Annotated in this window: 17 protein-coding genes; 7 read left to right on the top strand and 10 right to left on the bottom strand. The window is 66.1% G+C overall.

Features of this window, described 5'->3' with window-relative positions:
- The first annotated feature begins 223 nt into the window (after positions 1 to 223).
- Both RHIZ70P_RS13990 and RHIZ70P_RS13985 read left to right on the top strand, forming a co-directional pair.
- Positions 224 to 520 (top strand): cupin domain-containing protein, encoded by a 297-nt coding sequence (locus RHIZ70P_RS13990; RefSeq protein WP_115671004.1) that lies wholly within the window; start codon positions 224 to 226, stop codon positions 518 to 520.
- Positions 517 to 1,446 (top strand): MBL fold metallo-hydrolase, encoded by a 930-nt coding sequence (locus tag RHIZ70P_RS13985; protein ID WP_115671002.1) that lies wholly within the window; start codon positions 517 to 519, stop codon positions 1,444 to 1,446. The genes RHIZ70P_RS13990 and RHIZ70P_RS13985 overlap by 4 nt, the downstream gene beginning before the upstream one ends.
- A 14-nt stretch (positions 1,447 to 1,460) precedes the next feature.
- Here the strand turns inward: RHIZ70P_RS13985 and RHIZ70P_RS13980 are convergent, their stop codons facing one another.
- Positions 1,461 to 2,384 (bottom strand): DUF1499 domain-containing protein, encoded by a 924-nt coding sequence (locus RHIZ70P_RS13980; RefSeq protein WP_115671000.1) that lies wholly within the window; start codon positions 2,382 to 2,384, stop codon positions 1,461 to 1,463.
- Between the two features lie 111 nt (positions 2,385 to 2,495).
- Positions 2,496 to 3,566, bottom strand: a complete 1,071-nt coding sequence (locus RHIZ70P_RS13975) for a hypothetical protein (RefSeq protein WP_115670999.1) — start codon at positions 3,564 to 3,566, stop codon at positions 2,496 to 2,498.
- Positions 3,567 to 3,703: 137 nt separating this feature from the next.
- Between RHIZ70P_RS13975 and RHIZ70P_RS13970 the strand changes: the two genes are divergently transcribed.
- Positions 3,704 to 4,033: a hypothetical protein gene (locus RHIZ70P_RS13970; RefSeq protein ID WP_147294000.1), complete on the top strand. Its 330-nt coding sequence runs from the start codon at positions 3,704 to 3,706 to the stop codon at positions 4,031 to 4,033.
- Here RHIZ70P_RS13970 and ppdK read toward each other — a convergent pair.
- From ppdK to RHIZ70P_RS13945, 5 genes are all read right to left on the bottom strand, one after another.
- Positions 4,030 to 6,708 carry a pyruvate, phosphate dikinase gene (gene ppdK / locus RHIZ70P_RS13965; RefSeq protein ID WP_115670996.1) on the bottom strand — a complete coding sequence of 893 codons (2,679 nt, stop codon included), beginning with the start codon at positions 6,706 to 6,708 and terminating at the stop codon, positions 4,030 to 4,032. The two genes, RHIZ70P_RS13970 and ppdK, sit on opposite strands and share 4 nt — an antisense overlap.
- 149 nt (positions 6,709 to 6,857) lie before the next feature.
- Positions 6,858 to 7,301: an Ivy family c-type lysozyme inhibitor gene (locus RHIZ70P_RS13960; RefSeq protein ID WP_235842233.1), complete on the bottom strand. Its 444-nt coding sequence runs from the start codon at positions 7,299 to 7,301 to the stop codon at positions 6,858 to 6,860.
- A 145-nt stretch (positions 7,302 to 7,446) separates the two neighbouring features.
- Positions 7,447 to 8,202 (bottom strand): ABC transporter ATP-binding protein, encoded by a 756-nt coding sequence (locus RHIZ70P_RS13955; RefSeq protein WP_115670995.1) that lies wholly within the window; start codon positions 8,200 to 8,202, stop codon positions 7,447 to 7,449.
- Positions 8,196 to 9,263, bottom strand: coding sequence for a FecCD family ABC transporter permease (locus tag RHIZ70P_RS13950; RefSeq protein ID WP_115670994.1), 1,068 nt, complete (start codon positions 9,261 to 9,263; stop codon positions 8,196 to 8,198). The genes RHIZ70P_RS13955 and RHIZ70P_RS13950 overlap by 7 nt, the downstream gene beginning before the upstream one ends.
- A gap of 1 nt (position 9,264) precedes the next feature.
- Complete coding sequence (locus RHIZ70P_RS13945) at positions 9,265 to 10,404, bottom strand: ABC transporter substrate-binding protein (protein ID WP_115670993.1); 1,140 nt, start codon at positions 10,402 to 10,404, stop codon at positions 9,265 to 9,267.
- A 109-nt stretch (positions 10,405 to 10,513) separates the two neighbouring features.
- On the opposite strand from RHIZ70P_RS13945, the gene RHIZ70P_RS13940 reads away from it, so the two are divergent.
- Positions 10,514 to 11,311 carry a class I SAM-dependent methyltransferase gene (locus RHIZ70P_RS13940; protein WP_115670992.1) on the top strand — a complete coding sequence of 266 codons (798 nt, stop codon included), beginning with the start codon at positions 10,514 to 10,516 and terminating at the stop codon, positions 11,309 to 11,311.
- 160 nt (positions 11,312 to 11,471) lie between these two features.
- Positions 11,472 to 12,374, top strand: a complete 903-nt coding sequence (locus RHIZ70P_RS13935; protein WP_210209744.1) for a GGDEF domain-containing protein — start codon at positions 11,472 to 11,474, stop codon at positions 12,372 to 12,374.
- 40 nt (positions 12,375 to 12,414) lie between these two features.
- On the opposite strand, the gene RHIZ70P_RS13930 is transcribed toward RHIZ70P_RS13935, so the two are convergent.
- From RHIZ70P_RS13930 to RHIZ70P_RS13915, 3 genes are all read right to left on the bottom strand, one after another.
- The gene (locus RHIZ70P_RS13930) at positions 12,415 to 15,879 is read right to left on the bottom strand and encodes a chromosome segregation SMC family protein (protein WP_115670989.1); all 3,465 of its coding nucleotides are present in this window, start codon (positions 15,877 to 15,879) and stop codon (positions 12,415 to 12,417) included.
- 612 nt (positions 15,880 to 16,491) lie between these two features.
- A complete protein-coding gene (locus RHIZ70P_RS13920; protein ID WP_115671208.1) occupies positions 16,492 to 17,391 on the bottom strand; it encodes a DsbA family protein in 900 nt (299 codons plus the stop codon).
- Between the two features lie 148 nt (positions 17,392 to 17,539).
- Complete coding sequence (locus RHIZ70P_RS13915) at positions 17,540 to 18,037, bottom strand: DUF721 domain-containing protein (protein WP_115670987.1); 498 nt, start codon at positions 18,035 to 18,037, stop codon at positions 17,540 to 17,542.
- Positions 18,038 to 18,122: 85 nt separating this feature from the next.
- Here RHIZ70P_RS13915 and mutY point away from each other — a divergent pair, with 85 nt between their 5' ends.
- Both mutY and RHIZ70P_RS13905 read left to right on the top strand, forming a co-directional pair.
- Positions 18,123 to 19,220 (top strand): A/G-specific adenine glycosylase, encoded by a 1,098-nt coding sequence (gene mutY, locus RHIZ70P_RS13910; protein WP_115670985.1) that lies wholly within the window; start codon positions 18,123 to 18,125, stop codon positions 19,218 to 19,220.
- 3 nt (positions 19,221 to 19,223) lie between these two features.
- Positions 19,224 to 19,838: an HAD family hydrolase gene (locus tag RHIZ70P_RS13905; RefSeq protein ID WP_115670983.1), complete on the top strand. Its 615-nt coding sequence runs from the start codon at positions 19,224 to 19,226 to the stop codon at positions 19,836 to 19,838.
- The last annotated feature ends 10 nt before the right edge of the window (positions 19,839 to 19,848 follow it).

The following is a 19,848-nucleotide window of genomic DNA, read 5'->3' as shown; positions in this document are numbered from 1 at the left end:
CCGTCCGAGGACGGATGCCCCCTCTCCCGGTCTCGACCGGGAGAGGTTTTTTACGTCAGGCGTACATTTGCCTCCCGCACGCCTCGCCTTCCCACGCTCGCTTCGCGAACCTCCTGATTTATGCCGGAGCGCGGTAACGGGAGGTTTCGCATGGCCCTTTACGGCAACCCTCCTGCGGTGCGATAGCTGAGGCCTAGTCTCGCATCGCCAAAGGAGCTTCTCGATGCCCGGATATTCCGCCCGCCCGCCCGCCATTCCCACGCTGCTGGTCGACGACGCCGTGGTGCGGGTGACCCGCTGGGATTTCGAGCCGGGCGCGGCAACCGGTCATCACGTCCACGGCATGGGCTATGTCGTCGTCACCATGACCGAATGCGAATTCCTGATCGAGGACGCGACCGGCGAACATCGGTTGAAAAGGCCGGTCGGCGAGGTCTATCGCCGCGATGCGGGGGTCGAACACAATGTGATCAACGGCGGCAAGAAGCCGATGTCCTTCATCGAGATCGAATACAAATGAGCGCGCCGCGCGATCAGGCCGAGGCGCCGGAATTCGACCTTTCGTTCCAGCCTCTCCATGGGCAGGCGGTGCCGGTGGCCGAGGATGTCCAGCGCATCACGGTCAACAATCCCGGCCCGTTTACCTTCCACGGCACCAACAGCTATATCGTCGGCGAAAAATCCGTCTGCGTGATCGATCCGGGTCCGGAAGACGAGGCCCATTTCGCCGCGCTGATGGCGGCACTTGCCGGCCGCGAGGTGACGCATATCGCCGTCAGCCATACCCACAAGGACCATTCGCCGCTGGCCCGCCGACTGAAGGCCGAAACCGGGGCGATCATCGTCGCCGAAGGCCCCTATCGCCCGGCGCGGCCGCTGCACGAGGGCGAGGCCAATCCCTTTGCCGAAAGCTCCGACCTCGACTTCGTCCCCGATATCACCCTTGCCGATGGAGACGTGATCGAGGGCGACGGCTGGCGGCTGTCCACCATTCTCACCCCCGGACACACGGCCAACCACGCAGCTTTTGCCCTCGACGATCGTGGCATCCTCTTTTCCGCCGATCATGTCATGGCCTGGGCGACCTCGATCGTAGCCCCGCCGGATGGCGCGATGGGCGACTACATGGCCTCGCTGGAGCGGCTTCTCGAGCGCGACGACCGGATCTATTTTCCCGGGCATGGCGGGCCGGTAAAGGACCCGACGGCCTTCCTGCGCGGGCTTCGCACCCACCGCCGCATGCGCGAGCGGGCCGTGCTGGAGCGCATCCGGGCCGGCGACCGGCTGATCGCCGACATGGTCAAGGTGATTTATGCCAGCACCGACCCGCGCCTGCATGGCGCGGCAGCGCTCTCCGTGCTGGCCCATCTGGAGGACCTGGTCGAAAAGGGCGAAGTGGCGACCGACGGGCCGGCGCGGCTCTCAGGCGTCTACCGGCTCGGCTGAAAGCGCGAGACGGGTCAGTCGCCGGCAATGCCGAGCAGTTCCGCGTCGAGCGCGTGCAGGAAATGTTCGGCGATCTCGGTGCCGATGCCAAGATCGTGCGGGCCATAGCGGCTGGCGACACGCAGGTCGACCAGGGTCGTCTCCACCTCCTCGCGCAAGCGGATGACCACGTCGAACGGCAGGCCGAGCGCGAAGGTGCGGGTCACGGCCTGCAACCGCACGGTACCGATCGGTTCGGGCGGCAGGGTCGTTGCGGGGGATTCGGGTTCGGGGCGCGGCAGAGGAACGGGAACGCCTTGCGGCGCGGCATTCGGATCGAAACCGGGATTGTCGGCTGCCTCCGGTGCCGCAGGCGAAAGTGGCTGGAACTCGGGCACGGCAAATTCCTGCCCTCGCTCGGCGATGACCATAAGACCGTTGGCATCGGCCACCTTGCGCACCGCTTCGTAAACGCGGTCGAGTGCGCCTTCATAGCGTCGGCCGGTAAAGCCCGGATAGGCCCGCGCCTGGAGGTCGCGGCTCTCCCGCGTGACCGGCGGCCGGTCCAGCCATTGCTGCCGGGCTGTGGGTTCCCGCAGCCATTGCGGCGGATCGACGAGATCGCTCGAGACGTCGTAGATCGGCGGGCGATCGAGATAGCGCCAGGCCGCCCAGCCGGTCAGCCCGAGCGGCAGCGTGGCATAGAACAGCGCCCAGCCAGCGGCCACTCCGCCGAGCGCTCCCACCTGCCAGAGCCGGCCAAGGCCGATCAGGGCAAAGGGCACGGCGAGCGCCGCCGGCACGGCGGCAAGCGCCGACAGCGCGACGAAATCCGGGGTGGTGAGCGGCCCGAAGCGGTGGGCGAGGACGACGATCGCCAGCACCGCGGCGCCAAAGACCCCGAGCCGCCAGGCGAGGAAGGCCGAGCGAGATACGGGTCTGTCATAGCGGATGGTCATCGGGGCGACACCGGATCAGTCGGGAGGAGAAGCGAAGCAGTCGACCCTGTTTATCGTCTGGCCGTTTGGGCGACAAGCGGACACAGCGTGCCCGCCTCTTGCGCTCGCGACCTAGGATTTGGGCGGCGTGGGCTCAGCGGATGTGGATGGCGCAGGGGCCGTCGGCTCCGGTGCGCCGACCGTGCCGTCGAGATCCAGGACCTCGCCGTTCAGCGTCGGCGCCGAGCCGTCCTCGGGGACCAGAAGTTCGATAGCACCGCCATCCGGCTGCGACGGATCGGGCAGCGACGGCGCCTTGAGCGGCATCGGCACATAGAGCGACACCAGCACGATGACGCCGATGACGATCAGCCAGCTTCCGACGATGCGCGAAGGGATCTTGAGCCAGGGGCCGCGAAAATGGCGCAGCATGAGGGCGGGCGCGAGAACCAGCCAGAGTGCGCTCAAGACCGTGCCGAAGGCGAAATCCACGAGGCCGACGCCGAGGTCGTCGAGGCCGACGAAAAGAGAGAAGGAGAAGGCCACGGCAGCGGCGGCCAGCATCACCGCCCATTGACGCCAGCGCCCGGTCAACCAGAGCGCCGCACCGGTCGATATGACAGCCGCCGGGGCGATCAGATAGAGCACCTCGCCCAGCGGCGACGAGAGAATGAGGCGGAAGATCGGATCGAAGAAGGTCAGCATGACGGCCAGCACGCCGAGGAAGATCCCGACCACGGCGAGGAAATCGCGGCGGGTCTCGGCCATGGCGGCGCCGAGCGCCAGGCCCAGCATGGCGAGCGCCAGGTCGTAGACCGAGAAGGTGAACAGCGCGCCGAGTTCGAGGAAGCCGTAGTCGTGTGGGATGCCCTGCGACAGCAGCAGGCCGATGACGCCGGCATTGAGCAGCCAGAGCGAGCGGCGAAACGACGGGTTGGCGAAGATCGCGGCGAAATCGGGCCGGTTGCCGGCGTCGGCCGGGCTTGCGGCCGAGGCGGCAGACTGGGCGGAGGCGGCAGCCGCACCGGCCGCGGACTTTCCGCTCGCACTGGCGGCGCCCCTGGTCTTGACCTTGACTTCAGCCTGTCCCTTCGGCGCGGGCGTGGCCGTCTCCGGGCGGGAACGCTGGCCGTTCGCGGTGCTGCCGTCGGCCCTTACCCTTGCCTTCGGACGGGATCTCTGGCTCTGGCGGCGCTTGCTCATCGGTCGTCCCGTCTTTCTGCTGTCTCGATTGAAAGGCTAGGCCTCGGCTATTCCACAAACGGCTTGCTTTGTCATCCGCCGTGACGAGAATCGCCGGCAGACAGGCCGGCAGACAGGCAAGTGCGGGAATGGCCGACATGATGCGGATCTTGATGTTGAACGCCGTCACGCGGCGCGAGCGAAAGGACGCCACCAGTTTCGTCTTCGACACCGTCAATCGGCTCGGCGGCTGGATCGACGACGTGCAGATGTATTCCAACCTGATGAACACGATCCGCCTGACGCTTACCGCCGGCGCCTACCCTGCCCTCATTGCCGCGCTGCGCGAAGGCGACATTGCGGTCGATGAGCCTGAGGCGGGCCCGGCCCCTGCAAATCCGGCGGCCGAGCGCATGGCCACCTTGCAGATCACCTTCATGCACGACGAGCCGGACATGAAGCGCGACGTTCCGGCGGTGCCCGGTTAGGGATCAACCTTCGCGGCACTGCCGATCGCCGCCTGTGCCGCCGACAACCTGGCGATCGGCACGCGGAAAGGGGAGCAGGACACGTAGTCCAGATTGGCGCTTTCGCAGAAGTGGATCGAGGCCGGGTCGCCGCCGTGTTCGCCGCAAATGCCGAGCTTCATGTCGGGCCGGGTCTTGCGGCCGCGCTCGGCGGCGATACGGATCAGTTCGCCCACGCCGTCGAAATCGAGCGAGATGAAGGGATCGTGCTCGATGATGCCCTTGCGCTGATAGGTCGGGATGAAGGCCGAGGCATCGTCGCGGGAGATGCCAAAGGTGGTCTGCGTCAGGTCGTTGGTGCCGAAGGAGAAGAATTCGGCGGCCTCGGCGATGACATGGGCACGCAGCGCCGCGCGCGGGAGCTCGATCATCGTGCCGACGAGATAGGAGATTTCAAGGCCCGCCTCGGTCATGACGTCGTTCGCCACCTTGTCGATCAGCGCCTTGACATAGTCGAGCTCGGCTTTCAGGCCGACCAGCGGCACCATGATTTCCGGAACGACGGCCGCGCCGGTTTCGCGGGCGGCAACGACGGCGGCCTCGAAGATGGCGCGGGCCTGCATTTCGGCGATTTCCGGATAGGAAATGGCCAGGCGGCAGCCGCGATGGCCGAGCATGGGGTTGAACTCGTGCAGCGCGTCGACCCGCTGGCTGAGCAAGTGCGGGTCCATGCCCATCGCGCTCGCCACTTCGGCGATCTCTTCCTCGGTCTTCGGCAGGAATTCGTGCAGCGGCGGATCGAGCAGGCGGATGGTCACCGGCAGGCCGTGCATGATGGAGAAGAGTTCGGTAAAATCGGAGCGCTGCATCGGCAGAAGCTTGCCGAGCGCGGCGCGGCGACCTTCCTCGTTCTCGGCGAGGATCATCTCGCGCATAACCTGGATGCGATCACCCTCGAAGAACATGTGCTCGGTTCGGCAGAGGCCGATGCCCTCGGCGCCGAAGGAGCGTGCGGCGCGCGCGTCGACCGGCGTGTCGGCATTGGTGCGCACCGTCATGCGACGCGCCTTGTCGGCCCATTCCATCAATTGGGCGAAATCACCGGACAATTCCGGCTGGAGCATGGCCACTTCGCCCTTCAGCACCTGGCCGGTCGAGCCGTCGATAGTGATGACGTCACCCTTCCTCAGCGTGATCCCGACGCCGATCAGCAATTCGTTTCGCAAGTCGACACGCATGGTGCCGGCACCGGCGACGCAAGGGATGCCCATGCCGCGCGCGACGACGGCGGCGTGGCTGGTCATGCCGCCGCGGGTGGTCAGGATGCCCTGGGCCGCATGCATGCCGTGAATGTCTTCCGGGCTCGTCTCGACCCGGACGAGAATGACCTTGCGGCCCTCCTCCTCGGCGATCACCGCCTCTTCGGCGGTAAAGACGATGGCGCCGGTGGCCGCCCCCGGCGAGGCCGGCAGGCCCGAGCCGATGACATGGCGCTCGACCTTGGGGTCGATGGTCGGATGCAGCAACTGGTCGAGCGAGGATGGCTCGATGCGCAGCACGGCCTCCTCTTCGGTGATCAGCCCTTCGGCCACCATGTCGACGGCGATCTTCATCGCCGCCTTGGTGGTGCGCTTGCCGGAACGGGCCTGGAGCATCCACAGCTTGCCGCGCTCGATGGTGAATTCGAGATCCTGCATGTCGCGATAGTGCCCTTCCAGCCGGTCGCAGATGCGGCCGAATTCGGCGAATGCCTCGGGCATGACCTTTTCCAGCGACGGCTTGTCGGAGCCACTGTCGATACGGGCGGCCTCGGTGATCGACTGCGGCGTGCGGATGCCGGCGACGACATCCTCGCCCTGGGCGTTCACCAGGAATTCTCCGTAGAGGGCCTTCTCCCCGGTCGAGGGATTGCGGGTGAAGGCGACGCCGGTGGCGGACGACGAGCCGAGATTGCCGAAGACCATGGCCTGGACCGTGACGGCCGTGCCCCATTCGGCGGGAATGGCGTGGAGATGGCGATAGGTGACGGCGCGCGGATTCATCCAGCTGGCAAACACCGCGCCGATCGCGCCCCAGAGCTGGACATGGGGGTCCTGCGGGAAGGGTTGCCCAAGCGATTCCTCGATCACTTCCTTGTAGAGAGCGGTGACATGCTGCCATTCGACGGCGGAAAGGTCGGTGTCGAGTTCGTGGCCGAAACGGGTCTTTTCGTCCTCGAGGATTTCCTCGAAGGCCTCGTGGTCGATACCCATGACGACGTCGCCATACATCTGGATGAAGCGGCGGTAGCTGTCCCAGGCGAAACGGGCATCGCCGGCATTGCGACCGAGCGCCTCCACCGTCTGGTCGTTGAGGCCGAGATTGAGCACGGTGTCCATCATGCCGGGCATGGAGGTGCGGGCGCCGGAGCGGACAGACAAGAGCAGCGGCAGCGTGGTATCGCCGAAGCCCCGACCCGTGACGGTCTCCATGCCCTTGATGCCTTCCAGCACCTGGGCCTTCAGGTCATCCGGCAGGCTGCGGCCGTTCTTGTAGTAGAAGCCGCAGGCGTCGGTAATGATGGTGAGGCCAGGGGGAACCGGCAGGCCGAGGCTGGCCATTTCGGCGAGATTGGCGCCCTTGCCACCCAGATGGTCCCGGTCGGCAGCACTTCCCTCGGCCGTTCCGTTGCCGAAGGTATAAACCCATTTCCTCATGCCTCATCTCCACCCGAACAGGCCATTTGTCGACGGTTTACAGCATATGTGACGGAATGAAAACGCCGAGCACGCATGATTATGTTGCATTGCATCATAATTGCGGCAGAGAGTTAATGCAGAAGGCACCGGTCGTGGTCGATCGACGCTCAGTCCGCGGCAAGCACGTCGAGTTCGGCCGGGTTCGGCTCGCCGAGCACGATGGTTCCGAGCCTCACGTCAGCGATCCGCAGCACCGCCCGCTTGCCGTCCTGGGAATAGAGAACGCGGAGCGCACTGGCGGCGCAATTTCCCGGTTGGCAGGCGGCAAACAGCTGCATCGACTTGCCCTCTATCTCCACCCGTTTCGAGGCGAGCGCCACGTAGCGGTCACGGCTCACCATGTTGCGCACCCAGGCCGGCAGGCCGGGCTTGCCGCGGATCAGGCCGACCAGTGCCTGGCGATGCGGCTCGGAGCCGGCGAGGACGGCGGGGAGGAAATTGCCCGACAGGGAGGGTTCGGCAGCGGTCGCGACGGGCGGGCCGGCGAGCGCCATAAGGAGCACAAGCAGGAAAACCGGTGCCGATGCCCACTGCTGTCTTCCTGTCCTCATCGCGCTCGGTCCTCCTTGACGAATCAGACGCCAGGGCGCCCTCCCCATCCTTTCGCGATGTCGGCGCGATGGGAAGAGCCATTGCCAAGGGCGAAATCGTGGTCGGGCGCAGTCGACAGGGGCCGTGCGGGAGCACGGGCCGCGGTCAGACGATCGAACTGTCGACGATGACCATCGGACGGCTCAGCGAGCAACGCTCGACGCGGGCGTCGACGCGGTAGATGTCGCGCAGCATGTCGCGGGTGATCACCTCTTCCGAGGGGCCGCTGGCGACCAGCCTGCCCTCGGCGATCACCAGTGTGCGCTCGCAGTAGCGCAGCGCGTGGTTCAGATCATGAAGCGCGATGACCACCGCCATGCCGGTGCGCTTTGCCAGCGCCGACATATAGGTCAGCACCTCGATCTGGCGATAAAGGTCCAGCGCCGAGGTCGGCTCGTCCATCAGCAGGATTTCCGGCTTGCGGATCAGCGCCTGGGCGATCGCCACCAGCTGGCGCTGGCCGCCCGAGAGTTCGCCGAGGTTGCGGAAGGCCCAGGGGGTGATCTTCAGCGAGGCCAGCACCCGGTCGATATCGGCCAGCTCGTGGTCGGCCACCTGCCAGCCGGAGCCCTGCTTGGCCGCCATCAGCACGGATTCGTAGACCGAGAGCACCGCATTGCAGGCGGTGTCCTGCGGCATGTAGGAAATGCCGGCATCGCCCTTTTCGCCCTCGACCACGACGACGGTTCCCGTGCCCTTGGCAAGCCCGGCTATGCGTTTCAGGAAGCTCGACTTGCCGGCGGCGTTCGGACCGATGACGGCCGTCAACCCGCCGGGAGAGGGAATTTCGGCGCTGATGCCGGAGACGATCTCGGTGCGTCCGTAGCGGACGGAGAGATCCTGCATTGCCAGGCCTACCATGCGCGCCTCCGCTGGGTGAAAATCAGGACGAAGAAGAACGGTACGCCGACCAGCGCGGTGATCACCCCGATCGGCAGGATGGCGCCCGGGATGATCGACTTGCTGACCACCGAGGTGGCCGAGAGCAGCAGCGCGCCGCAGACCACCGAGGCAGGCAGGAAGAAGCGCTGGTCCTCGCCGACGAGCATGCGGGCGATGTGCGGCCCGACCAGGCCGATGAAACCGATCGTGCCGACGAAGGAGACGGGAATGGCGGCAAGCAGCGCGACCACCATCAGCGTGGTGAGCCGCAGCCGGCGGACGTTGACGCCGAGGCTTGCCGCCTTCTCGTCGCCCATTCTGAGCGCGGTCAACTGCCAGGCATTGCGGGCAAAGAGCGGGATTGCGACGACGAGCATGATGCCGGTGACCGCGACCTTGACCCAGGTCGCCTTGGTCAGGCTGCCCATGGTCCAGAAGACGACGGCGGCGAGCGCCTGTTCGGAGGCGAGATATTCCAGCAGCGACAGGGCCGCGTTGAAGGTGAAGACGAGCGCGATGCCGAGCAGCACGATGGTTTCGACGGTGACACCGCGCAGCGTCGAGGCGAAATGGATGAAGAGCGCGGCCAGCATGGCCATGATGAAGGCATTGATCGGCACCATGAGATGCACGGCGATCGGCACGAGCGAGACGCCGGCGACGAGGCCCAGCGCCGCGCCGAAGCTGGCGGCGGCGGAAATGCCGAGCGTGAACGGGCTCGCCAGCGGATTGGCGAGGATGGTCTGCATCTGCGCGCCGGCGAGCGACAGCGAGGCGCCGACGGTCACCGCCATCAGCGCGATCGGCATGCGGATGTCCCAGATCACCACCTGGCGCTGGACATCGACGCTGTCCTTGGAAAACAGCGCCTTCAGCACTTCGGCAATGGTGTAGTTGGCCGGCCCGACCGCCATGTCGGCGGCGACCGACAGGAACAGCAGACAGCACAGGAAGGCGATCAGCAGGATGCGCCTGAAGGACAGGGCGCGGTAATGACCGCGCCCCTCCCTGATCGTGACGGTTTCGACGACAGCGGCCATGTCAGTTGCCGGCGTTCAGCGAGACCCAGTAACCGGGCCGATAATCGACGGGCAGGAAGCGCTCATGCAGGCTGCGGAAGGTCTGGTCCGGATCGAGATCCTTGAACAGGTCCGGATGCAGCCACTTGGCGATCTGCTGCACGGCGACGAACTGGTAGGGGTTGTTGTAGAACTGGTGCCAGATCGCATGGACATTGCCGTCCTTAACGGCCTTGATGCCGGTAAACGCCGGGCGCTCCATCAGCTTGGCGAGCTTTTCGGCGCTCTTGGCGGCATCCGCACCCGGACCGACGCCGACCCATGCACCGCCGGGGACATAAAGCTCCCAGTTGGCGCCGGTGATGATGACCTGGTCCGGATTGGAAGCGATGATCTGCTCGGGATTGACCGTGCCGAAGGTGCCGGGGATGAAATCCGAGGCCATGTTGGTGCCGCCGGCAAGCGCGACCATCTGGCCGAAGTTCTCGTTGCCGAAGGACATGCAGCAATCGTCGGAATAGCCGCCGGCGCGTTCCATGAAGACGTTCGGGCGCTTGAGATCGGCGACCTTGGCGAGCACGTCGGTGACCTTGGCGATCTCGGCGGCGCGGAAGGCGATGAAGTCCTCGGCGCGGGCCTGCTTGCCGAACAGTTCGCCCATCAGGCGCATCGACGGCTCGGTGTGGAGCATCGGCTTTTCACGGAAGTCGACATAGACCAGCGGAATGCCGACCTTGCCGAGCTTTTCGATGTAGCCGGCTTCCTCGGTGGCGGTCTTGGCGTCGATGTTCATGATGATGACGTCGGGCTTCAGCGCCACGGCCTGCTCGATGTCGAAGGTGCCGTCCTTCATGCCTCCGAAGGTCGGCAGCTTTTCCATCTGCGGGAATTTTTCCAGATAGGCATTGTAGCCGTCGAGGTCGGCCTTCTTGAAATCGTCGCGCCATCCCACCACGCGCTTGAACGGCTCTTCGCTGTCGAGAGCGGCGACGAAATACATCTGCCGGCCTTCGCCGAGGATCACATGCTCGACCGGCACCGCCACCTCGACCTCACGGCCGGTGATGTCGGTCACCTTGACCTTGTCCCGGGCGTAAGCACTGCCGGAAAAAAGCACGGCAAGACCCAGGGCGGCTGACGCCACCTTATTGAAGATATTCATATTTTTCTCTCCAGCACCTGAATTAGTGCTGGAATATGTTTCATGATCTTTACAGTCAAGATTTATCTTTTATAACGCTTCCAAACTCGGCGTGTATCGGAGCAAGAGAATGAACCTGGCGAGCAATTTCAGCCTGAAGGACGAGATCAAGGCCTACTGGTCGGAGCGCGCGGCGACCTTCGACGAACAGCCGGGTCACGAGATTTTCTCCGAAGGGGAACGCGCCGCCTGGCAGGCACTGTTCATCCGGCATCTGGGGCGCGGCGAAGGACGGCGGGCGGTCGACCTTGCCTGCGGCACGGCGGTGATTTCCCACCTGCTCGACGACATCGGCTTCCGTGTCACCGGCATCGACTGGGCCGAGCCCATGCTGGAGCGGGCAAGGTGCAAGGCCGCGGCCCGCAAGCGCCCGATCGAGTTTCTGCTCGGCGATGCGGAGGTGACGATGGAGCCGGACAATTCCGCCGACGTGGTAACCAATCGTCACCTCGTCTGGACACTGGTCGATCCGGCCGCGGCCTTTCGCGAATGGCACCGCATCCTGAAGCCCGGCGGCAAGCTGCTGATCGTCGACGGCGATTTCGTCAATCCCGGCCCGCTGTCACGGCTGTTCTCCCGCCTCTCCGCGCTTGCGCAGAAACTCGGCCTGATGGCGCCCGACAAGCGACACGGACCCGGCGCGCTGGGCGAAACCCATCGCAGCATCCTGTCGCGCGTCTACTTTTCCAATGGTGCGCGGGCCGAGGAAGTCGCGCGCCTGCTGACCGAAGCCGGTTTCACCGACATCCGTGTCGATTTCGACCTCAAGGCGATCCACCGCCAGCAGCGCAAGAATTTCTCGCTGCTGAAGGGGCTGGAGCGGGCAACGCAGCACCGCTACGCGATCTCGGCGGTCAAGCCGGTCTGACAAGGCGCAGCCGGCGGCCGACCTCAGGAGCCCCATGCCGGCGCCAGAAGGTGGGAATCGGAAACCTTCGATTTCCCTAATTTATTCATAGTTCATAGTTCCGGCCCATAATGACCATCGAAATTGCCTGAACGATGGGAACCAACAGCCGGTGAATACAGTGCAGATTGCGGACAAACTGGCGGAGCTTCGCGAGGAATCGGCGGCCCTCATTGCCGTCTACGACGCGCAAGACCGGCTGCGTTACGCCAATGCCGCTTTCCGCAAGACCTACTTTGTCCAACCCGGCGAAACGCCCCTGTGGTCGGACCTGTGGCGCCGCAACTGGGAGGCGGGGCGTGGCGCAATCATCGCCCATCCCGACATCGATGCCTGGCTCGCCTCGGCCATCTCGCGCCGGGGCAAGGTGCCGCGCCGCTCGTTTGAAAGCGATCTCGTCGACGGGCGCTGGCTGTGGATCGTCGAGACCGTACAGCCGGACGGCTGGATGCTGTTCATCGCCACGGACATCACCGAACTTCGGCGCGACGAACGCGAACTGCGGCAACTCCGCGACCTGGCCACCCGCGCCTCGGAGACCGACGAACTCACCGACATTTCCAATCGCCGCCATATGTGGGCGCTGCTGGAAAATCTGCTCGGCGGCACACACCCGTCGACCAAGCGACAGGGCTGCCTGTGCCTGTTCGACCTCGACCTCTTCAAGCAGATCAATGATCGCTTCGGCCACCAGGCCGGCGACACGGTGCTGGTCGACTTCGCCCGCACGGTTCAGGGCAGCATCCGACTGCGGGACGGTTTTGGCCGCATCGGCGGCGAGGAGTTCATGCTGCTCATGCCCGACACCTCGATCCTCCATGCAAAGAAGATCGTCGATCGGATCTTTGCCGCGATCCACGAACGCCGGCCGCTGCCGGACGCTCAGGACTTCGCCTACACCTTCTCCGCGGGCCTCGCCGAGATCAAGGCCGGGGACACGCCGCAGGCCGTCTATTCGCGCGCCGACCAGGCGCTCTACCAGGCCAAGCACGAAGGCCGGGACCGCCTGGCCCTGGCGGCGTGAAGCCGCAGCTCTCAAGGCAAGCGCCGACCATGCCGGCGATCTAGACCGCGTCGCGCTCTCGCAGCGCTTCGGCCGTCTCCAGGTCGACCGACACCAGTTGGCTGACCCCCTGCTCGGCCATTGTGACGCCGAAAAGGCGGTTCATGCGGGCCATGGTGATCGGATTGTGGGTGATGATGACGAAGCGTGTCTCGGTCGAGGCGGCCATTTCGTCCATCAGGTTGCAGTAGCGCTCGACATTGTGGTCGTCGAGCGGCGCGTCCACTTCGTCCAGCACGCAGATCGGCGCGGGGTTGGTGAGGAAGACCGCAAAGATCAGCGCCATCGCCGTCAAGGCCTGCTCGCCGCCGGAAAGCAGCGTCATGGTCTGCGGCTTCTTGCCCGGCGGGCGGGCGAGGATCTCAAGACCGGCTTCGAGCGGGTCGTCGCTCTCGATCAGCTGCAGCTCGGCCGTGCCGCCGTTGAAGAGGTGGGTGAAAAGTCGCTGGAACTGGGCGTTGACCACATCGAAGGCGGCGATCAGGCGCTCGCGGCCCTCCCGGTTGAGGCTCTGGATCGCGCCGCGCAGCTTCTTGATCGCGTCAATGATGTCGTCGCGCTCCTTGATGAGCGCCGCCAGCCGCTCCGACAGCTCCTTCTGTTCCTCGTCGGCCCTGAGGTTCACGGCGCCGAGGCGCTCGCGCTCGATGCGCAGGCGGTCGAGATCACGTTCGACCTCGCGCAGGTCGGGGATTTCAGACGGATCCTTTAGCCCCGTAAGCCGGAAGGCCTCGTGCGGTAGAACGGCCAAGGCCTCGTGAATGCGGGTCTCGGCCTCCTTGCGCCAGTCGCGGGCGGAGACCAGGCGTTCTTCGGCGCGGCCGCGTTTCTCGCGGCTTTCGGCGAGCTCGGCGAGCGCTGCGGCGGCCTTCTGGTCGGCCTCGCGCTGGCGCGTCTCGGCTTCGACCAGCCGGTCGGCGGCGGCGCGGCGTGCGGCCTCGGCCTTTTCCAGCTCGGTCATCAGGGCTCGGCGCTTTTCCTCGACCTCGTCGGGCGCCATTTCCAGCCCGATCATCTCGTCTTCCGCCTCGGCGACGCGGTCGCGCAGCGTGGCGATATGCTCCTCGGCGTTTCGCGCCCGCGCCTGCCAGGTCGAGCGCTCCTGGCGAATGGCGAGGATGCGACGCCGACGGCTCTCGTCCTCGCGGGCAAGGCCCTCGAAACGGGCGCGCGCCTCGGCAAGCCGTCCGCGGTCGGTCGCGACCTCGGCCTCGGCCTCGCGCAGCCTGACATCGAGGGCCGACAGGTCCGGCGTCTCCTCGATCTCGATGCGGGCGTTCTCCTCCTGTTCGAGCGCTTCCTCGATCTGCGCCTTCAGGCCGTTCACCGCCTCCTCAATGACGACACGGCGGCGGATCAGATCACCCGAGGCGCGCTCGGCCTGGGTCAGCGCCTCGCGCGCTTCGGCAAGGTGGCGGATCGACAGGCGCTGCCTGTCGCGCGCCTCGGCCAGACGAGACTCCTCGCTGCGGATCGCATCGAGCGCTTCGGCGAGACGCTCCTCGGCGTCGGTGAGCGCATATTGCGCCTCTTCGACCTCCGTCTCGATCTCGGTCAGGCGGTTCTTCTGGGCCAGGCGAAGAGCGGCCGCGCTCGGGGCTTCGGAGCCGGCCACATGGCCGTCCCAGCGATAGACGGCGCCTTCACGGGTGACGAGGCGCTGGCCGGGGCGAAGCTCCGGCATCAGGCGAAGGGCCGTCCCCTCGTCGACGATGCCGATCTGGCGCAGGCGGCGCGTCAGCGCCGGCGGCGCGCGCACATGATCGACCAGCGAGGCAATACCCGCCGGCAGGGCCGGATCGCCGGCACCGTCACCGTTCAGCATCCAGTGGGCTGGCGCGGCTGCATCAAGCGGGCTGTCGAGGTCGTCGCCAAGCGCTGCACCGAGCGCCGTCTCGAAACCGCGGGTGACCGTCAGCTCTTCCGCCACCGGGGTGAAATCGCCCGAGACGGCCGAGGCCAGCATGCGGGAAATGGTGCGCGCCTCGGTTTCCAGCGCATTGAGTTTCGAGCGGGCGGCCTCGAGCGGGGCGCGGGTCAGGCTTTCGGCCCGGCGGGCCTCGGCCAGGCGGTCCTCGATCTCGGCGGTTGCTCCCTCGCTGTCGGCCAGCGCCTGCTCGGCGGCCTCGACCATCTCGCGCTTTTCGTCCGGATCTGGCAGCGCCGAGATGCGCGCCGCGATCTGTTCGAGCTCGCCATTGGCCTCCGCCACCTGACGCTCCAGCCGCTGACGGCGGTCGGCGAGGTCGCGGATCAGGCGTTCCAGCTGGTTGCGGCCGGCAGCGGCCTCGGCGCGCTCGGCGGTGAGCGCGGCAAAGCGTTTTTCGCTGTCGGACAGGGTTGCCGCGGCCGCCTCGAAGGTGATGCGGGCTTCTTCGCCGGTGCGGCCGGAATCGGCGAGGATGTCCTCGAGTTCGACCTCTTCCGCCGTCAGCCGCTCCAGCACTTCGGCATTCTCGGCGACCAGGCGTTCCTCGCGGCGAATGTCCTCGCCGAGCTGGGCAAGCCGGCGGGTGAGTTCGTCGCGTCGGCGCAGCAGACGGCCGGCCTCCTCGTCAAGCTGGGTGCGGGCGATCTGCAGGCGCTGCAGGGCGGCAGCGCAGCGGGCCTCCTCCTCGCGCAGTTCCGGCATTTTGAGGCTGGCGATGCCTTGCGCCTTGGCCGCCTCCATCTGGCCTTGCGCCTTCTCCGCGACGATCGAGGTCGCCTGGTTCAGCGCGCTTTCCGCCTCGCCCTCGGCCTGCTTGGCCTGGCTCCATCGGATGTGCAACAGCATGGCCTCGTGCGCCCGGATGTCGGCGGAGAGCATCTTGAAGCGGTTGGCCTGGCGGGCCTGGCGTTTCAGGCTTTCGATCTGCGCCTCGAGCTGGGCGGTGATGTCTTCCAGCCGCTCGAGATTGGTCTCGGCGGCGCGCAGGCGCAATTCCGCCTCGTGGCGGCGCGAATGCAGGCCGGAAATGCCGGCCGCCTCTTCGAGCAGCTGGCGGCGCGCCTGGGGCTTGGCCTGGATCAACTCACCAATGCGGCCCTGGCCGACCATGGACGGCGAGCGGGCGCCGGTCGAGGCGTCGGCGAACAGGAGCTGCACGTCCTTGGCGCGCGCTTCCTTGCCGTTGATGCGATAGACCGAGCCCTCGCCGCGCTCGATGCGGCGCGTCACCTGGATCTCGTCGGCATCGTTGAAGGCGGCGGGCGCGGTGCGGTCGGAATTGTCGAGATAGAGGCCGACTTCGGCGGTGTTGCGAGCCGGCCGGTTGCCGGAGCCGGAAAAGATCACGTCGTCCATGCCGGATGCGCGCATGTTCTTGTAGGAGTTCTCCCCCATCACCCAACGCAGCGCCTCGACGAGGTTCGACTTGCCGCAGCCGTTCGGCCCGACGACGCCGGTCAGGCCCCGTTCGATAATGAATTCGGTCGGTTCGACGAAGGACTTGAAGCCAAGCAGGCGCAGGCGGTTGAACTTCATGCCGAAAGCCCCCTCTTCTCCCCAGCGGGGAGAAGGTGGCCCGCAGGGCCGGATGAGGGGGAGCGTCGTGCGCGAAGCCCCCTCATCGCCTCACTTCGTTCGGCACTTCTCCCCGCCGGGGAGAAGAGGGAAAGAGCGAAGCCGCACAAGATCGCCCCCCTCTGCCCTGCCGGGCATCTCCCCCTCAAGGGGGGAGATCGGCGTGTGGCCGGCGCCTTGATACCGTCTAGCGAGCACGCAGACGATGCTTTAGCACCCGCAATTGCCGCAGGAATCGGGGACGGCTGGAGACGATGGTTGGGTCGAGCGGGTCGCGTGCGGCCGATCTCTCCCCTTGAGGGGGAGATGCCCGGCAGGGCAGAGGGGGGTAGTCCCAGGCTTGACGATTGAACACGGACCAGCAGGTCGATGTCGCAGCCCCTCATCCGCCTGCCGGCACCTTCTCCCCGTCCCGACGGGGAGAAGTACGATTGCTGCGACGTCGGCGCCCCCTCGCCCCGCTTGCGGGGAGAGGGTTGGGGTGAGGGGCAAGTGCTCGCCTTCACCATTGTTGCAGACAGCAAAACGGGCGCGCGGGTTTCCCCGCCGCCCGCCAGGATGCCGGAGCGCCGATCAGAGCATGCTGTCGATGAGCGCCGACATGGTATCAACCGACATGTCCCCCGAATAGCTCTTGCCGTTGATCAGGAAGGTCGGCGTCGACTGAATGCCGAAATCCTTGGCCCCGCGATCCCGGACTGCGGACACATCAGCGGCAAGTTTCTGGTTCGTCAAGCAGGCGTCGAAGCTCTCCTGTGTAAAACCGCCGAGTTTCGACAATTGCAGCATGGCGCCGCGCACATCGTTGTTGGCCGGGGCCGCCCAGGTCATCTGCTGCTTCATGAACATCGAGACGAAGGGGAAGTAGCGTTCCTCCGGCGTGCAGCGCGCCAGCATGAAGGCGGCGAGCGATGCGGTGTCGCCCGGGAAGGGGAATTCGCGGACGATGAAATAGGCCTTGCCGCTGTCGACATACTTGGCCTTGATCGCGTCGAAGGTCCTCGTGTGGAAGTTGGCGCAGTGCGAGCAGGTCATCGACATGTATTCGATGATCTTGACCGGAGCGTTCGGATCGCCGAGCGCCATTTCCTTCAACGGGCCGGGCTTCAGCGCCTCGGCCATGTCGATGTCGCGGTCGGAGGTCGGCGGTTCGACCTTGGCGGCGGGTGCTGCCGGTTCGGCTGCGGGGGCCGGAGCCTGGGCGGTCTCGCCGGCGGCAGGAGCCGGGGTGGCAGCCGGTGAAGGAGCCGGAGTTGCGGCAGGCGCCGTTGCGGTTTCGGCCGGGGCTGCGGGTGCGGCCGGAGCGGCAGGAGCGGCAGGCGCCGTCGTGCTGGTTTCGGCCGGCTTCGACGCTGCGTCGGCAGGCTTCTTTTCGCTGTCGTCGCTGCAGGACGCGAGCACGGCGGCCATGGCGATGACGGCGGCGCCGCCGAGCAGGCGGCTCTTGGTGAGGATCGGATCAAGTTTCGGCATCGATGCACCCTGAAGACTGTTTTTGACGTTGCCAACCGTTATCGCGGCAATCGGCAGCAAACAAGGCGGGCACCGGCCCGATGCATCAAAGAATCGTGACTTCAGGAGGCTAACGCATTAAATCTTCTTCATGTTCGCGGCGTATCGGCTATTTGCGCCGCGCCGACATGACGCCCGTACCCAGCCGCTCGATCGCCAGGCGAAGCTTGTCGTCGGTGATGCCTTCCATCATGCCGGCGAGCCTCTTCGCCTTTTCGCCCTCCAGCTTGCGCGGCCGCGGACGCTTCGGCGTCGCGGTGGAGACCGGCTTCTGGACGATGCGGATCTGGCCGATCGCCGGATAGCCGAAGAAGCCGTTGATGCGGGCGATCAGTTCGCCCTGGGCATGGGAGAGAAAGAGCGCGCGGGCGCCTTCGCAGGCGATGGTCAGCACGCCGGGCCTGTGGCCGCCTTCGTCGCTGGAATCGCTGCGGCGCGGCCAGGCGATCTTTTCCGGCCTTGTGCAATCGGCGAAATTCTCGCCGGCGATCTCGTCCCAGGAGCCGAGCAGCGCCGTGGTGATGCCGGCGCGGCGGGCGAGCACCGGATCGATGATGCCGTTCGCCACCTCGGAAATCTGGATCACGCCTTTTCTGGGAGCACGCATGGAATACCGTGGACGCCTTTCGCCTCACCCCTTGAACGGCCGGGTGATTTGGCCAGATATAGGGCACTTTCCCTTCAAGCGGCAAATGACCAGCGTGACAATCCAGAAGAAACCCGCGGCCGCGCCCCTGCTCGCCTGGTATGATCGCCACCACCGCGACCTGCCCTGGCGCATATCGCCGGCCATGGCCGCGCGTGGCGTGACGCCCGATCCCTATCACATCTGGCTGTCGGAAGTGATGCTGCAGCAGACCACGGTCGCCGCCGTGAAGGCCTATTTCGCCAAGTTCGTTGGGCTTTGGCCGACCGTTGGCGATCTGGCGGCCGCTCCCTCCGAAGACGTGATGGTCGCCTGGGCGGGGCTTGGCTATTACGCCCGGGCCCGCAACCTGAAGAAGTGCGCCGAGGCGGTGGCGTCGGTGTATGGCGGACGCTTCCCCGACACGGAGGAAGGGCTGAAGGCGCTTCCCGGCATCGGTGATTATACGGCAGCCGCCGTCGCGGCGATCGCGTTTAACCGTCCCGCGGCGGTGATGGACGGCAATGTCGAGCGGGTTATCTCGCGACTCTTTGCCATCGACGCCCCCCTGCCCGGCTCGAAGCCGCAGATGAAGACACGCGTCGCGGCGATGACGCCGCAGGACCGGCCGGGCGATTTCGCCCAGGCGATGATGGATCTCGGTGCGACGATCTGCACGCCCAAACGGCCCGCCTGCGCGCTCTGTCCGTTCAACGATGTCTGCATCGCCCTGGCCACCGACGATCCGGAGCGGTTTCCGGTCAAGGCGGCGAAGAAGGACAAGCCGGTGCGGCTCGGCGCCGCCTTCGTCGCTGTGGATACGGACGGCCACCTGCTCTTAAGGCGCCGGCCGGACAGCGGCCTGCTCGGCGGCATGACCGAGGTGCCGACGACGGCCTGGACGTCGCGGGTCGACGGCGAGACGGGGGTCGAGGCGGCGCCCTTTGCCGCCGGTTGGCAGGCCTGCGGCACCGTCACCCATGTATTCACCCATTTCGAGCTCCGGCTCGGCGTCTATCGCGTTCTGGTGTCCCGCGCGGAGGCCGGCCCGGTTCACGGCTTCTGGGCGCCGGTCACAAATCTTGACGGCGAGGCGCTGCCGACTGTCATGAAAAAAGCAATTGCCGCCGCTATTCCGACCGCGTTTCCGACCAGCAAAGGATAAGACATGCGAGAACCCATCCGCCATATCGTCTTCGACATCGGCAAGGTGCTGATCCATTACGACCCCAACCTGCCCTATTCCCGCATCATTCCCGACGAGGCGGAGCGTCGCTGGTTCTTCGACAATGTCTGCACCCATGACTGGAACCTGGAGCAGGACCGCGGGCGCGGATGGGCCGAGGCCGAGGCGGAGGTGATTGCCCGCTATCCCGAGCGCGAAGAGCAGATCCGCGCCTTCCGGCTCAACTGGCACGAAATGGTGCCGTATGCCTATGAGGACAGCGTGGCGATCATGAAGGGCCTGATCGATGCCGGGCGCGACGTCACCATGCTGACCAATTTCGCCGCCGACACGTTCCGGGACGCGCGACGGATGTATCCGTTCCTCGACCTGCCGCGCGGCGTGACCGTGTCCGGCGAGATCGGCCTGCTGAAACCTGATGTAGCGATCTACCAGCGCCACGCGGCCGATTTCGGTCTCGACCCGGCGGCCAGCCTGTTCATCGACGATGTCACCGTCAATGTCGAAGGCGCCCGCGCCGCCGGCTGGCAGGCGGTGCAGTTCCTCGGAGCGGACAAGTTGCGGGCCGACCTGAAGGATCTAGGCGTCGAGGTTTAAGGTCGGAGTA

Origin of the sequence: Paenirhizobium selenitireducens ATCC BAA-1503 (assembly GCF_900492185.1) — a bacterium.
In the GTDB taxonomy this organism is placed as follows: domain Bacteria; phylum Pseudomonadota; class Alphaproteobacteria; order Rhizobiales; family Rhizobiaceae; genus Allorhizobium; species Allorhizobium selenitireducens_A.
The sequence above is the reverse complement of the archived record's forward strand: the minus strand, read 5'-3'. Positions and strand labels throughout refer to the sequence as shown.